The following is a 13,397-nucleotide window of genomic DNA, read 5'->3' as shown; positions in this document are numbered from 1 at the left end:
AGATCGCTCCGTATCTATTGAAGCGACGGTTAATATAATACTGCTAAATTATGCTCAAGTCAACTATTATAGCTGAGTTAATTTTATCCAAATCTTAAGCGGTGTTAGCGACAAGTATATGTTTTTAAGTTATATATTTTGAAGAAGCAAGTCTTCAGCTTCCTTATATATCAGTGGTCTAATCTGCCTTGCAGATAAGTTGGTTGTCCGTTCTTACATGAATCATTTCTTGCCATAGACATCGCCGTCTGCGTATAATAGAAAGCAAAGACAACATAAAATAAAAACAGGGACATTGGCGGCCACCAATGCCCTGTCCATACACAGCCGCTGCAAGAAGCGCAGTGGCCCAAGCCTCGGGCATCGTAACCTACCCTCGCCTCGGCCTAGCAGGGTGGGTTACTTTTTGTCTTTGGATACGGCGATCACCGCGACGATGAGTGACGCAAACGCAATCATGAGCGTCAGCGCGTCGGCAATCGACATCATCAGCACCACCCCCTTTCGTTCAGGGAGTGGCCACTGCCCACCCTGCATATGGCTGTGCATGTTTCATTATACCATCAAATCAAACAAATGCGAATATACATTCGCGTCCTCGTTGAAAATTAGGAATGTTTCCCTATCCATGAAGGAAACGCCTCTTTTCCCGCTGCTTCCACAGCAGCTCCTATAACCGCTGAAACTCCGGCGTTTTCATCAGACACTCGAAAAACGAATGAATATTGGTCAAGCCCTGCCTGATAGGAACCGTTTCTCGATCCACTCTCCTTCCCTATTTTTTCAGCATAAACCCATTTTGCCCCTTCTCCGCATGAAATTCATTAGTATAAAATCCGCGTTTTTCCGAATAATGACCATAGACGAATCTCGCTGTTCCAAGGAGGAAAAAAGGTGGAACAAGCAAGGCAAACCCGCATTCATGGGCTGTTGTTGCTGATCGTTGCTGCTGTATTCGTTTGGTCGGCCATTCGCCCAGCCAGCTACGCAATGGGATATGGTATGCACATTGATTGGGACACTGATTGCCCTATGGCTGCTCTCGAGTTGGCACGACCGGCAGCTTGAGCGGTTGAATGAGCGCTAAATCAAAAAAACAGCGGTTCCCCCTTTCAAAAGGGAGCCGCTGTTTTTATTTCACCTTGTACAAGTAAATCGTCCACGCCGACTCATCGGACGTGAATACACGGTCCAACACGAGTCCATTTTCCGCCGCATTGTCAATCGGAACCGCCGAGAAAATATAGCGGCCGCCCATTTTTTTCAACTGTTCTGTATTCAGCTGCAAGTTCTTCAGCCGCTTCTTCGAATGTTTTGTGAACATGTACCGTTTCCCAAGTTCTTCTGTAAAAATATAGCAGCGCCCGCCCCATTCGTCAAAATATGTGCGGATCGTTTTGCTTTTTTCCAGTTCACGCTCAATGATTTTGCGGAACTCGTATTTATATGACAGCGGATAAAAGTTGTTGTACGTATCGAGCGTGTAAAACCCGTTGTATTGGGCGATGGCGGGGTGAATGCCGATGCTGACGACGCGGTAGTCGGACACCGGGAGCCCGATGTATTGCTTGATTTCTTGGAACTGTTTTTCCGCGTAAAATTGCTTCACCGTCGGCTCGTAGCGGAAGACGATTTCTTCGTTAATCAAAAACACCAAGATCACTTGGGCCGCTAGCAGCCGCTTCGCCCACCTTCTCCCGTTTTCGCTATATTGCCACATGATTTTCAACGCCAGCGCAAACTGCACATAAATGATCATCGGGCGCAAAAAATGAAAGCGGGCAAAGTTAAACGTGTCTAAAAAATGGAACCGCTCGGTAAGCGGCAGCCACCCTTTATAAAACCAAAAGGCGTACCACGCCGACAGGGCGAAATTCAGTCCGAATAGGAAAAGAAATAACCGTTCTTGCTTCCACCGTTTTTTCACGAAAACGAGATACAACGCCACCAACCAGCTTGGCAAAATAAAAAACGTATGCTCGGTCATGACGTGATGGTGGCCGAGGATAAAGTTTTTTCACGTCAAGCGGACGCAATGCCAAAACGACAAACGGGCATGGAAGTACTCATCCCGGCTCGTCGGCTCGTCTTCCCATAAAAACGAGTAGACAAGCCGGTACTCGACAAGCAAATACAACAGCGTCATGTAAGCGATGGAAGTCAAAAAGCGGATGTTCCACCCCTTCCCGCGCAGCACATCCAAAAGCCAAAGAGTGCCCATGGCGGCAAGAAAGAAAAAGAACCCGAGCACAAAGCTGGAATAAAACGGGAGAAGCGTGAGCGCGACGTAATGTTTCCACTCCCCCTCGCCTTTCCGGATGCTCAAAAACGCCCAGAGCGCAAGCGGCATGCCGAGCGTGCTTAACATCCCCGACGGCCAAAACAGCGTCAGCGCAAATGCGAGCGCCACGCCGATGCGAACAGCCATCCAACGCGGCTCGGGCAGGAAATGCGTTTTCAACAACAAATACATGCCCAAAAATGCCACCACCCTTGTGATCGTTTGGCTGAGCGCATACGCAGTCATCGTGGGAAATAACGCGTGCAGCCAGACGATGCCGGTCAACTCCGAACCGAGGGCATTTCTTGACAACTTGCCGTTGGCGATTTGCGGAATGTTCGCGTCAAGCGGCCCGGTGATTTTTCCGCTTTCGGAGAGCACCTTATACCAAGCGATATTGGAATCCAAATTATCGTGGACGCGAATATGGGCGTTCTCGCCAAGGAGAAAGAGCGGGGACACGTAAAGGGCGATGAGGCAAAGTGCCAAAAGGAAAAGCCATCGTTCTCTTTGTTCGGCCATCGGCATCACGCTCCCGCCATAGCTGTTCTTGGCCATGAAATCCCTATTGAATACGATGTGCAATAAGAAGAAAATTATTCCATTCTTACATGACTGTCCTCAATATTGTGATGCATTAAAACCATGGCCAAGTTGCACACGCTTTATTTTCCCCTTATAATGGTATACGTAAACGAATACATAGAAAGGGGAGCACACCATGCCGAAACAACTCCCTCCCGGCCAATTTGAAACCGAAAAATGGCCGATTTTGCATGAAGGGGACGTGTACGAATTTGATGAGGCGACATGGGAATTTCGATTGTTCGGCGAGGTCAAAAAGGAGGTCTCCTTCTCCTATCAAGAAGTGATGGCGCTGCCGAAAACGATTTCCACCGTCGATATGCATTGCGTCACGACATGGTCGAAATTTGACACGACGTTTGAAGGCATCGCTTTCCGCGAGTTTTTGCGCTTCGTCGATCTCGATCCCGATGTGAAATATGTGAAAATTTACGGCTACTTAAATGGCGACCGGTTCGGTTATTCGGCGAACTTGCCGCTTGAGGCGCTCATGGGCGACGATGCCTTGTTTGTCTATCGATGGAAAGACAAGCATCACGACTGGCAGGACATCTCGCCGAAGCACGGCTATCCGCTCCGGTTCATCCCGCCGGCGACATTTTATTTATGGAAAGGGGCGAAATGGGCGTCGGGCATCCGCTTTATGAAGGAAGATGAGCCGGGCTACTGGGAGGAGCGCGGCTATTCGATGACCGCCAATCCGTTTAAAGAGGAGCGGTTTGCCGACTGGGTGCCGCGGATTCGCTTTTGACAAACGCAAAAAAGCGAGGGAAAAACCCTCGCTTTTTGTTCATCAAGCGGCTTGGTGGGATGCCGCTTGTTTCTCAAGCCAAGCACGAAGGCGCCAAAAGAGAAGCTGAAATACGATGGCCGCCATCGCTCCTTTGACGGCGTTAAACGGCAAAATCGCCGATACCACCAACGCCTTCGCTTCCGGCGCGCTCATCTGCGGAGCGCCGAGGAAAAGCGTATACGCCGGCAGAAAGACGTAGTAGTTGAGCACGCTCATGACGAGCGCCATCGTCACTGTTCCCGCCGCCAACCCCAGCAGCAAGCCTTTTTTCGATGCGGCTTTCCGATAAATATAGGAAACCGGCAAAAGGAACGCCACCCCGGCAGTGAAGTTGGCGATCTGGCCGACCGGAACGCCGGTCGCACTGCCGACGAACACGTAGTTCAGCACGTTTTTCAATAGTTCGACCGCCACGCCGGCGAGCGGGCCGTACAACAAGGCGGCGATGAGCGCCGGAATGTCGCTGAAATCAACAAGCAAAAAGTTGGGAAACGGCGGCAGCGGAAAGTTGAGCATCATGAGCACATGCGCCATGGCGCCCAACACTCCGATGCCGACAAAGGCGCGGATGGAAATACGTTTCATCCTATTTCGCGCAGGAGACTCCCACTTCAACGACCAAAGGGAGTAAGTGGGAGAGGAATGCGCGTTCCCCCCTTTCTTTTGTGTATGATATAATAAAGGCGTGGAGAAAACCGTTCAATAAAGGCACTCCAATCACGGCTACTCGATGTATGGAGTTGGTTACAGGAAACGTTGTAACCGTAAAACATCGAGCGTAGGTCCGTCTGTTGTGTGTGGAAGCCAAGTACTGCCAACAGACACACCGAGAGAATCGGTAACGATGCAGGCATGACCTGCGTCGTTGGGTAGTCGTCAACCTGCCCCCTGATGCAACCCCAAGTCAAGGAAGGAGGACGAAGTCCGTTTGCACTTCTGGGGAGTTGCAAGCCCCCACTTCAAGCGTTAGCTAAGTGGGGGTAGTTGACCCTCACAAGAAGAAGGCTGCCGCTGCGAGCGCCAACAAAAACTCCCTTAAACCGAACAAGGCTTAAGGGAGAAAAAGGGGGTGCGCAACTAGACGTTCGCATGCGCCAAAACGAACGCCGGCAAACCTTCATCTTCTCCCATCCAGACTATACTGTCGGCTCCGGACTTGCACCGGATCCTGCCTTGCGGCTCGCGGGCTGAGAGGCGAAGCACCTCATCACCGCCGGTCGGGAATTTCACCCTGCCCCGAAGATGAATCGTTTTTCATTTTTGATTATTCTGATGAGTTTAGTATACAATCCTGTTTTCGATTTGTCTATGTTTTTTTGCTCACAGCTTGATTATTCCCGCATCGGAAGCGAATCTCCCGGTTCAAGCACCGGTGGGGCGACTTGAACCAAATCGGCGTATTTCAATCCCGTCCCCGTGTTGAGCACGACGACCGTCTCCCCGTCGCGAATCCAACCGCTCTCGCGCAATTTTCGGACCGCCCGCCGCAAACGCCGCCGCTCCTTCCGGGCAAATGAACGCCCCTTCGAGCTCCGCCACCGTCCGCTTCTCGGCCAAAATCGCCTCATCGCCAATGGTTTGACGCCCAATTCCTTCGCTTTCGAAATCCCAACCGCCTCGCCGGCCGCGGAAAACTCGTGCGCCGCATGGCGCTCCCTCTTTCCCTGTTGGAGATCGCATATGATAAAATAAACACGGAACCGCTCCGCTACATTGGAGAAGCGATTCGCGCATTCACCCAACACTCATACATAAAAAGGAGATGAACAAATGAAACAAGAATTGATCGAACGCTTCATCCGCTACGCGAAAGTCAACACTCAATCCGATCCAAACAGCCATACGTGCCCATCGACTTCGGGACAGTGGGAGCTGGCGAGAATGCTCGTCGAAGAGCTGAAGGCGATCGGGATGGAAGATGTGACGATCGATGACAACGGCTACGTGATGGCGACGTTGCCGGCCAATACGGACAAAAACGTGCCAGTGATCGGCTTTTTGGCTCATATGGACACCGCGCCGGAATTTACCGGAGCCAACGTCAACCCACAATTGATTGACTCGTACGACGGCGGGGACATCGTGTTAAACAAAGAACAAGGCATCATCTTGTCGCCAAACGATTTCCCGGAGCTCGCCGGCTACAAAGGGCATACACTGATTACAACCGATGGGACGACGCTGCTTGGTGCTGACGATAAAGCCGGAATCGCCGAAATTATGACCGCGATGAACTATCTCATTCAACACCCGGAAATCAAGCACGGCAAAGTGCGCGTCGCCTTTACCCCGGATGAGGAAATTGGCCGCGGGCCGCATAAATTTGACGTTGCCAAATTCGGCGCCCAATTTGCCTACACGGTCGACGGCGGGCCGCTTGGCGAATTGGAGTATGAAAGCTTTAACGCTGCCGAAGCGAAAATCACGATCAAAGGCAAAAACGTCCATCCGGGCACAGCGAAAGGAAAAATGATCAACTCGATCAAAATCGCCATGGAGTTCGAGCAGCAGTTGCCAGCCCATGAGGCGCCTGAGCATACGGAAGGATATGAAGGGTTTTACCATTTGCTTTCGTTCCAAGGCAGTGTAGAGGAAACGAAGCTTCATTACATCATCCGCGACTTTGACCGCGAACAGTTTGAGGCTCGCAAAGCGAAAATGAACGAGATCGCGGCTTCGCTTGCGCAAAAATATGGAAACGACCGAATCACTCTCGAAATCAACGACCAATATTACAACATGCGTGAAAAAATCGAGCCGGTGCGCCACATTGTTGACATCGCCCACGAAGCGATGACGAACTTGGGCATTGAACCAAAGGTGAAACCGATCCGCGGCGGTACAGACGGGTCGCAGCTCTCCTACATGGGGCTGCCGACGCCGAACCTTTTCGCCGGCGGCGAAAACTTCCACGGCCGCTACGAATACATTTCCGCCGACAATATGGTGAAAGCAGCCGAAGTGATCGTGGAGATCATCAAGCTGTTCGAGCAAAAAGCATCTTGATCTGCGGAAAAACTCTCTTGAACGATCTTTTTTCGATCGTCCAAGCACAAGCGGCTGCAAGCCCGCCCATTAGGAGTAAAGAAAAGGTGTCCCGAGTCTTTTGGGGACACCTTCTTCATTAGATAAGCGACCGTTCGCCCTTCCATCATGCCTAACAGCTGCACCTCAATATAACGGTGCGAAGAAGCAGGCGGCTTCCCCTTGCTTTTCCCGTTCCCTGCCGCCCCGACTGGAGCCGCGGCCAGCACCGCTGCAGCAGCCAATGCGGATAGCACCCGTCTTCCCCATCGTTTGGAATTCTTCATTCCCGGTTCCCCTTTCTCTCGCCTTCTCGTTCACTCCCATTATATCCTTGCGAGTCCATACAATGATAGAGCAGAAAGGATGATTTCTCGTAAATATTTTGTAAATTCACAACTGACTGTTGAGAACAACAGAAACAAAATCCGTTCTAACACAAAAAAGGTGTTCCGCAAACGATCGAAACACCTTTTTCATCGTATTGTCATTCGACGCTATGTCACGCGAAACGGCCATGAACGTCAAGCCCTTCTCCTTGTTAGATCGTCTCCTTCCCGCGCACGCCGTTGATCGAATAGCTCGCTGTAATGGCGGCATTTAACGAATGGGAAACGGAACAATATTTTTCTTTTGACAACCGAATGGCGCGGACGACCTTGTCTTCCGGCAAATCGCCTTCGAGCGCGTAATGAATATGAATCTCTGTAAACCGCTTTGGGTGGTCATCGGCGCGCGTTCCTTCGACTTCCATCGAAAACGCGCGGACATCAAGCCGCATTTTCCGCAAGATCAAAACGATGTCAATGCCGGTGCAGCCGGCTAAGGCGTGAAGCAACAGCTCCATCGGCCGAGCGCCTGAATCGTTGCCGCCGACGTCTTTCGCGGCGTCGATCGGAATCACCACACCGGAAGCGCTTTGGCCGCTGAATGACATGTTTCCGTTCCATACAACCGTCGTTTTCATCATGGTCGCTCCTTTCTCATCTGTCCGGGGTCGGACGGACTTTCCGACAGCCCGTTTCTTCTTTTCAGTTTAGCGGCTATGTCCTTGAAATGCAAAATTCCTGTCTACCGTTTTCGCTCATGCATGTTAAAATAGAAACATGCACAAACTTGTTGAGTAAAGGGTGTTTGATTCGATGACCGCACTCATTTTGCTTCTTGCTTATCTTCTCGGCTCGATTCCGTTTGGCCTTCTTGTCGGGAAAATCGGCTACGGGATCGACATCCGCGAACACGGGAGCGGCAATCTTGGGGGAACAAACACGTTCCGCGTGCTTGGGGCGAAAGCGGGAACGATCGTCATTGTCGGCGATATGCTAAAAGGGACGCTGGCGGCGAGCTTGCCGATGCTTTTTTCCGTCCCCGTGCATCCGCTTTTGGCCGGGGCGGTGGCAGTCGTCGGCCATATGTATCCGGTGTTCGCCAAATTCCGCGGCGGCAAGGCGGTGGCGACATCGGGCGGGGTGATGCTGTTTTATTCGCCGTTGTTCTTTTTGTCGCTCATCGCCGTGTTTCTTGTCGTCTTGGCTGTTTCACGCTACGTCTCCCTGTCATCGATGGCCGCGGCGCTGTATGCGGTCGTGTACACCGTCTTTTTCACGGACGACATTCCATTGACGGTGGCAGTGTTGTTGCTGGCTTCGTTTATCTTTTATCGTCATCGCGCCAACATCAAGCGCATCTTGAACAAAACGGAGCCAAAAGTGAAATGGCCAGGCAAACGCTCATGACGACGGACGGAGAAAGGAGTTTGTTGCGTTGAGATTGCCGGAAGTATTTGTCGCGAAAATGAAGAAGCTGCTTGATGAAGAAGCAGACGAGTTTTTCGCTGTGTATGAAAACGAAAAAATCAACGGCTTGCGCGTCAATCCGTTGAAAACCGACCCGGGCGCATGGGCAAAAACGGCGCCCTTTTCCCTTTCCCCGGTGCCGTTTTGCCCGACCGGGTTTTATTATGAGCCGGACGAACAGCCGGGAAAGCATCCGTACCATGCGGCCGGCCTGTATTACATTCAAGAACCGAGCGCGATGGCGGCCGCCGAGGCGCTGCAGCCTGAGCCGGGGGATACGGTGCTTGACTTGTGCGCCGCCCCTGGCGGGAAAACGACCCAGCTTGGCGCGATGATGAAAAACAGAGGGCTGCTTGTCGCCAACGAAATCCACCCGAAACGGGTCAAAGCGCTTGCAGAGAACGTCGAACGGTTCGGCTTGACGAACACCATCGTCGTCAATGAAGCTCCCGAAACGCTTGCCGAGCGGTTTCCCGGCTTTTTTGACAAAATTTTAGTGGACGCTCCGTGCTCGGGGGAGGGCATGTTCCGGAAAGAAGAAGAGGCCGCCTCGTTTTGGAGTCCGGCCTATGTGGAAGAATGCGCGGCAAGGCAGCGGCGCATTTTAGAAAGCGCCTATGCGATGCTGAAAGAAGGCGGCATTCTTGTCTATTCAACATGCACGTTCTCTCCGGAGGAAAACGAGCAAACGATGGAATGGCTGCTCGAGACGTACGATGATTTGCGGTTGCTGCCGATTGCGAAAATCGGCGGCATCGAGCCGGGACGGCCGGAATGGACGAAAACCAATCGATCCGATCTCGTCCACGCCGCCCGCCTTTGGCCGCATCGCCTCAAAGGGGAAGGACATTTTGTCGCCAAGCTGCAAAAACAGCGGCCGACTCCGCCTTGGAGCGGGCGGTGGGCGAAAGCGAACGCGCCAAAAGCGGCCGTCCGATTGTACCGCCAATTTGAACAGCAATCGTTGCAAACCGTGCAGCACGGAACAATCCTCTCGTTTGGCAGCCATTTGGCCATGCTCCCGGACCGATGCCCGGATTTGTCCGGCTTGAAAGTGGTGCGCGCTGGCCTTCATCTTGGCGAGGCCAAAAAGGAGCGGTTTGAGCCGAACCATGCCCTCGCCTTGGCGCTGCGAGCGGACGAAGCGAAGCACGTGCTCGACTTATCAAGCGACAGCCGGGAATGCCTTCAGTATTGGCGCGGCGAAACGCTGTCCACCGGCGGCGACCGCGGCTGGCTGCTTGTGACGGTCGACGGGTTTCCATTCGGCTTGGGAAAAGAAGTCAAAGGGACGGTGAAAAACTTTTATCCGAAAGGGCTGCGCCTGATCTAACGGCGGGGCCGCACGAGGCTGGAACGGCCAAAAAAAAGGTGTCTCATCGCCTTTGAGACACCCTTTTTCTTCCAAATAGACGCCGACAAGATTCACGATGTTGCACGGAAACGTTGACGTCAACGTTTTTACCGCGGACGGTTTGTCGGGATCGTTAAGGTAAATACGATTTCATCGGCCGCCAAATCGATTTTTTTCGCCGCTACTTGATACCCGTTGCCAAAACGAATCTCATGGAGCGCCACATAAATGCGGGCCCGTCCCGGATCGATGATGACTTCATCCGGCAGCGGCGCATGCTTTTGCAAGTAGCGAAGCACGTACGTCACCGGCAGCTTCCAGTCGCCGAGCGAAATGACCGGTTCGACAAGTTCGACGTTCCCGCCTTTCACGACTTTCGGCACAAACGAGACGACGAGCTCGACGTTGCGCCCAAAGATCGGAATTTCACTCGAGACGTAAACGCGGTCGGCGAGCCAAACGTCATAGCGAAGCGGATGGTCTTTCGTTTTTTCCGCCAAATAATCGTTAATGACAGCGTTCAAGTGCGCTTTTTTGGAGTACACCGTAAACGAAGCCCCTTCCACATCCGGGCGCTCCAGCCGTTTCACCGGCGGAGACGGCTGCAGCAGCCAAACAGCGGCAAGAATGAGCACAACAGCATTCACAGCCGCCAAAACGAAAAACGATCGTTTCCAATTCATTCCAACATACTCCTTATGCTGCTTCATTTCGTTTCCATCAGTTCGCCCACCACTCTTTTCGCGCATCGAGCGACTCATACACCCGCACTGCCATTTGCGCATATCCCTCGGCGTTCGGGTGAAATTCATCGCGGTGAAGCAAATCATCGCGGTTGGCAAACATGTCTTGAATATCCACAAAGATCGTGCGCGGATAGCGGGAAACCACTGCTTGGCTTGTGCGGTTCCATTCGGCGATGACATCATCGATTTCCGGGATGTTCGGCAACGTGGCGGAAAACGGATTGTACAAGCCGATCAGGACAACGACCGCATCCGGGTTGATCGTGCGCAACAACATCAACAAATGATCGAGCCGCTCGGCAAATCGTTGGCTCTCGTTCGCAAACCGCTCGTACGATAAGTCAAAAAAATGAGCGCGGACGACATTCATCACGTCATTGCCGCCGATCGTGATCATGACGATATGAGCCCGCTCAAGCTCCGCCTGATGGGCGCGAATAACCGGTTCAAGTTCGGTGATGCGCCGGCCGCGCTTTCCGGCATTCGTGACGGTCACCGTCCGCACCCCATCCTCCGCCGCCAAAAGCGGGACAAGGCGGCCGACATAGCCGCCTTTCCTTTCACCGTCTCCGACTCCTTCGGTCAATGAATCGCCTAACGCGACGAGGTGAATGTCTTTCGGCAACGGCTTCGCTTCCGGCTGGCTGACGGCGGTTTCATGCGGGCGGTCCGGCTTCCCGCCGGCCGGAAGCACCGTGCACCCGGCAAGCAACACCCCCACCATGATGAGCCATCCCCATCGCATTATGTGTGACACCTGCCTTTTGCCGCAACAGGGAAAAGACGAAAAGAAGGCAAAACGGCGTCCGTTTTTGCCTTATCGCGACGACTGCAAAATTTCAATATGCTCTAAAATCGTGTCGTACGGCACATCCTGCACGCCGCTGTATGTTTGGACCACCTTGCCGTCCGGCCCGACTAAATAAAAGCTCGTACCATGGATGACTTGGTCATCGCCAGCCGGCTTTTGCACCATCGTTTTAAAGCTTTTTTGCGCCAGCTCGCTGATCTCGGTTGGGCGGTACCCGGTCAGGAAATGCCAGTTTGCTAGGTCATTTGTAAATTGTTTCGCATAAGCCGCAAGTTTTTCCGGCGTGTCAACTTCCGGGTCGACACTGAACGAAACAAATTCAACATCGAGCCCCTTTTCTTCCGCCTTCTCTTTCAGTTTGGCCATGTGGGCGGTCATCGGCGGACACACCGTTTCGCAATTGGTAAAAATAAAATCGGCGACCCACACTTTTCCTTTCAGATCGCGAAGTCCAAACGGCTTGCCGGTCTGATCGACAAACGTAAAGTCAGCGACCGGCCAGTTTTTGGCATCCGGAATTGTTTTTCCGCACGCGGCAAGCAAACAAACGGCTGCCATCATCATGATTCGTTTCCACATCCACTGCTCGTCCCTTTCATCCTGTATCGCTTTGTTTCAAACTGCGCCCGACCCCTTGTGCTCCCCTTCTTCCGTATAATACATCAGCGCAAGCGCGCCGGGTCCGGTATGAATCGAAATAACCGGCGTCGTTTCAACAATGTCAACCGGCACAGAACCGATCGCCTCAGCGACTGCTTCTCTCAGCCGCTCCGCCCAGCGCCTGGCATCGGCATGGGCAATGGCGACCGCGCGCACCGGCGCTTCCGCCTTCTCCTCAACCAACCGGCCCGCTAAATCGGCGATGGCTTGCAAAAAGCTGCGCACGTTCGACACCGGTGTATACAGCCCGTCAACAAGCGCAGCGATCGGCTTGATGCGCAGCAACGAGCCGACGAGCGCTTTGCCGCGGCCGATGCGGCCGCCTTTCGCTAAATGATCGAGCGTATCGAGCACCACATACAGCCGCGTACGACGGCGCACGTCGTCTAAGCGCCGGATGATCTCGTCAACGCTTCGACCCGCCTTCGCCAAGCGGGCGGCTTCAAGCACTTGGAATCCAAGCGCATACGAAATGAATTGGGAATCGACGACCGTCACGTTCGCTTTGGTCAGGGCCGCCGCATGCTCAGCCGAACGGACCGTGCCGCTCAGCTCGCCGGCCATATGGATCGATATGATCTCGCTTCCGTCCGCCCCGAGCCGGTCATAGACAGCTAGAAACTCACCGACCGACGGTTGCGAGCTTTTCGGCAGTTCACGCGCTGCCTTCATCTTCGCCATAAACTGCCCTGGTGTGATCGTCACCCGGTCGACAAACGCCTCGCCGTCAACCGTCAAATGAAGCGGAACGACTTCAATGCCGTGCTCGGCGAGCACCGAAGACGGCACATCAACCGTTGAGTCGGTTACAATTTTGATTGGTTTCATTCGCTCACTCCTAATACTGATGATCTCGTTTCCATTATATAATGAAACCGGCAAAAATCCTACCTAAAAACGTCCATGAGCAAGCTCGGCTCATCCCCAAGCAGGAACATCGCCCATTATGAACGATACCGGCAGAAAAAAAGTTGTTTTGCCGCCAAGGGCAAAACAACAACAGTCATGCATTATGCTTTAACGCCGTTTCTTTAAAGATCTGTTCATATACCGGCCATTTCAGCACTTTCTTCAAATGTTCGCGGAACGAATACACAGAACGGCTCGTTCTCGATCGGTACACCTTTGCAATAAACGCCTCCAAGCGCAGTTGGACCATGAATCGGTACGTATTCTCTTCCTCCAATACTGGAATTTCGATAATCTTGACCTTCTGCCCATACGCGTTTTGAAACTCGAGGCTTTTGAATAGCAAAATATCAATCCTCTTTTTCACCGATTTACTTTTATTATACACCAATCCGGTGAAAAAGTATGTCGGAATGCGGCGAATTTGTTCCGACTTTT

The 13,397-nt window shown here is 52.6% G+C and carries 12 protein-coding genes, 2 pseudogenes and 1 riboswitch; of the genes and pseudogenes, 4 read left to right on the top strand and 10 right to left on the bottom strand.

The features are described from left to right. Positions 1 to 399: 399 nt before the first annotated feature. Positions 400 to 489 carry a putative holin-like toxin gene (locus CD000_RS19070; protein ID WP_021322622.1) on the bottom strand — a complete coding sequence of 30 codons (90 nt, stop codon included), beginning with the start codon at positions 487 to 489 and terminating at the stop codon, positions 400 to 402. 643 nt (positions 490 to 1,132) lie between these two features. Then, positions 1,133 to 2,803, bottom strand: a pseudogene (locus CD000_RS06555) (DUF6044 family protein). A 199-nt stretch (positions 2,804 to 3,002) separates the two neighbouring features. Here CD000_RS06555 and CD000_RS06550 point away from each other — a divergent pair. Continuing rightward, positions 3,003 to 3,617, top strand: a complete 615-nt coding sequence (locus CD000_RS06550) for a sulfite oxidase-like oxidoreductase (protein ID WP_096225281.1) — start codon at positions 3,003 to 3,005, stop codon at positions 3,615 to 3,617. 42 nt (positions 3,618 to 3,659) lie between these two features. Here the strand turns inward: CD000_RS06550 and CD000_RS06545 are convergent, their stop codons facing one another. After that, positions 3,660 to 4,244 carry an ECF transporter S component gene (locus CD000_RS06545; protein ID WP_096225280.1) on the bottom strand — a complete coding sequence of 195 codons (585 nt, stop codon included), beginning with the start codon at positions 4,242 to 4,244 and terminating at the stop codon, positions 3,660 to 3,662. A gap of 530 nt (positions 4,245 to 4,774) precedes the next feature. Further along, a riboswitch (FMN riboswitch) is annotated at positions 4,775 to 4,907 on the bottom strand. Between the two features lie 83 nt (positions 4,908 to 4,990). Then, positions 4,991 to 5,234 (bottom strand): annotated as a pseudogene (locus tag CD000_RS06535) (threonine synthase); the annotation flags it as partial. A gap of 195 nt (positions 5,235 to 5,429) precedes the next feature. On the opposite strand from CD000_RS06535, the gene pepT reads away from it, so the two are divergent. Beyond that, on the top strand, positions 5,430 to 6,665 hold the full coding sequence (gene pepT, locus CD000_RS06530) for a peptidase T (protein ID WP_096225278.1): 1,236 nt from the start codon (positions 5,430 to 5,432) through the stop codon (positions 6,663 to 6,665). A gap of 559 nt (positions 6,666 to 7,224) precedes the next feature. Here the strand turns inward: pepT and CD000_RS06520 are convergent. After that, a complete protein-coding gene (locus CD000_RS06520) occupies positions 7,225 to 7,650 on the bottom strand; it encodes an OsmC family protein (protein ID WP_011231257.1) in 426 nt (141 codons plus the stop codon). Between the two features lie 175 nt (positions 7,651 to 7,825). Here CD000_RS06520 and plsY point away from each other — a divergent pair, with 175 nt between their 5' ends. After that, complete coding sequence (gene plsY, locus CD000_RS06515) at positions 7,826 to 8,419, top strand: glycerol-3-phosphate 1-O-acyltransferase PlsY (RefSeq protein WP_015374888.1); 594 nt, start codon at positions 7,826 to 7,828, stop codon at positions 8,417 to 8,419. 28 nt (positions 8,420 to 8,447) lie between these two features. Beyond that, positions 8,448 to 9,812, top strand: a complete 1,365-nt coding sequence (locus tag CD000_RS06510) for an RsmF rRNA methyltransferase first C-terminal domain-containing protein (RefSeq protein WP_096225274.1) — start codon at positions 8,448 to 8,450, stop codon at positions 9,810 to 9,812. Positions 9,813 to 9,940: 128 nt separating this feature from the next. On the opposite strand, the gene CD000_RS06505 is transcribed toward CD000_RS06510, so the two are convergent. The 5 genes from CD000_RS06505 to CD000_RS06485 form a co-directional block, all read right to left on the bottom strand. Next, positions 9,941 to 10,516, bottom strand: a complete 576-nt coding sequence (locus CD000_RS06505; protein WP_047818416.1) for a YpmS family protein — start codon at positions 10,514 to 10,516, stop codon at positions 9,941 to 9,943. Positions 10,517 to 10,553: 37 nt separating this feature from the next. Then, a complete protein-coding gene (locus tag CD000_RS06500; RefSeq protein ID WP_033009999.1) occupies positions 10,554 to 11,327 on the bottom strand; it encodes an SGNH/GDSL hydrolase family protein in 774 nt (257 codons plus the stop codon). Positions 11,328 to 11,396: 69 nt separating this feature from the next. Continuing rightward, the gene (locus tag CD000_RS06495) at positions 11,397 to 11,969 is read right to left on the bottom strand and encodes an SCO family protein (RefSeq protein ID WP_061580917.1); all 573 of its coding nucleotides are present in this window, start codon (positions 11,967 to 11,969) and stop codon (positions 11,397 to 11,399) included. 36 nt (positions 11,970 to 12,005) lie between these two features. Continuing rightward, positions 12,006 to 12,878 (bottom strand): DegV family protein, encoded by an 873-nt coding sequence (locus tag CD000_RS06490; protein ID WP_096225272.1) that lies wholly within the window; start codon positions 12,876 to 12,878, stop codon positions 12,006 to 12,008. Positions 12,879 to 13,053: 175 nt separating this feature from the next. After that, complete coding sequence (locus tag CD000_RS06485; RefSeq protein ID WP_096225270.1) at positions 13,054 to 13,305, bottom strand: YpmP family protein; 252 nt, start codon at positions 13,303 to 13,305, stop codon at positions 13,054 to 13,056. Positions 13,306 to 13,397: the final 92 nt, after the last annotated feature.

It is taken from the genome of Geobacillus sp. FJAT-46040 (assembly GCF_002335725.1).
Taxonomy (GTDB): Bacteria; Bacillota; Bacilli; order Bacillales; family Anoxybacillaceae; genus Geobacillus; species Geobacillus thermoleovorans.
This window is presented reverse-complemented; position numbering and strand designations above follow the sequence as displayed.

Excerpts from the sequence above, each read along its gene's own strand:
- pepT (WP_096225278.1), top strand. The coding sequence starts at position 5,430 with ATGAAACAAGAATTGATCGAACGCTTCATCCGCTACGCGAAAGTCAAC.
- CD000_RS06545 (WP_096225280.1), bottom strand. The coding sequence starts at position 4,244 with ATGAAACGTATTTCCATCCGCGCCTTTGTCGGCATCGGAGTGTTGGGC.
- CD000_RS06495 (WP_061580917.1), bottom strand. The coding sequence starts at position 11,969 with ATGTGGAAACGAATCATGATGATGGCAGCCGTTTGTTTGCTTGCCGCG.
- CD000_RS06520 (WP_011231257.1), bottom strand. The coding sequence starts at position 7,650 with ATGAAAACGACGGTTGTATGGAACGGAAACATGTCATTCAGCGGCCAA.
- CD000_RS06505 (WP_047818416.1), bottom strand. The coding sequence starts at position 10,516 with ATGAATTGGAAACGATCGTTTTTCGTTTTGGCGGCTGTGAATGCTGTT.
- CD000_RS06550 (WP_096225281.1), top strand. The coding sequence starts at position 3,003 with ATGCCGAAACAACTCCCTCCCGGCCAATTTGAAACCGAAAAATGGCCG.
- CD000_RS19070 (WP_021322622.1), bottom strand. The coding sequence starts at position 489 with ATGATGTCGATTGCCGACGCGCTGACGCTCATGATTGCGTTTGCGTCA.
- plsY (WP_015374888.1), top strand. The coding sequence starts at position 7,826 with ATGACCGCACTCATTTTGCTTCTTGCTTATCTTCTCGGCTCGATTCCG.
- CD000_RS06490 (WP_096225272.1), bottom strand. The coding sequence starts at position 12,878 with ATGAAACCAATCAAAATTGTAACCGACTCAACGGTTGATGTGCCGTCT.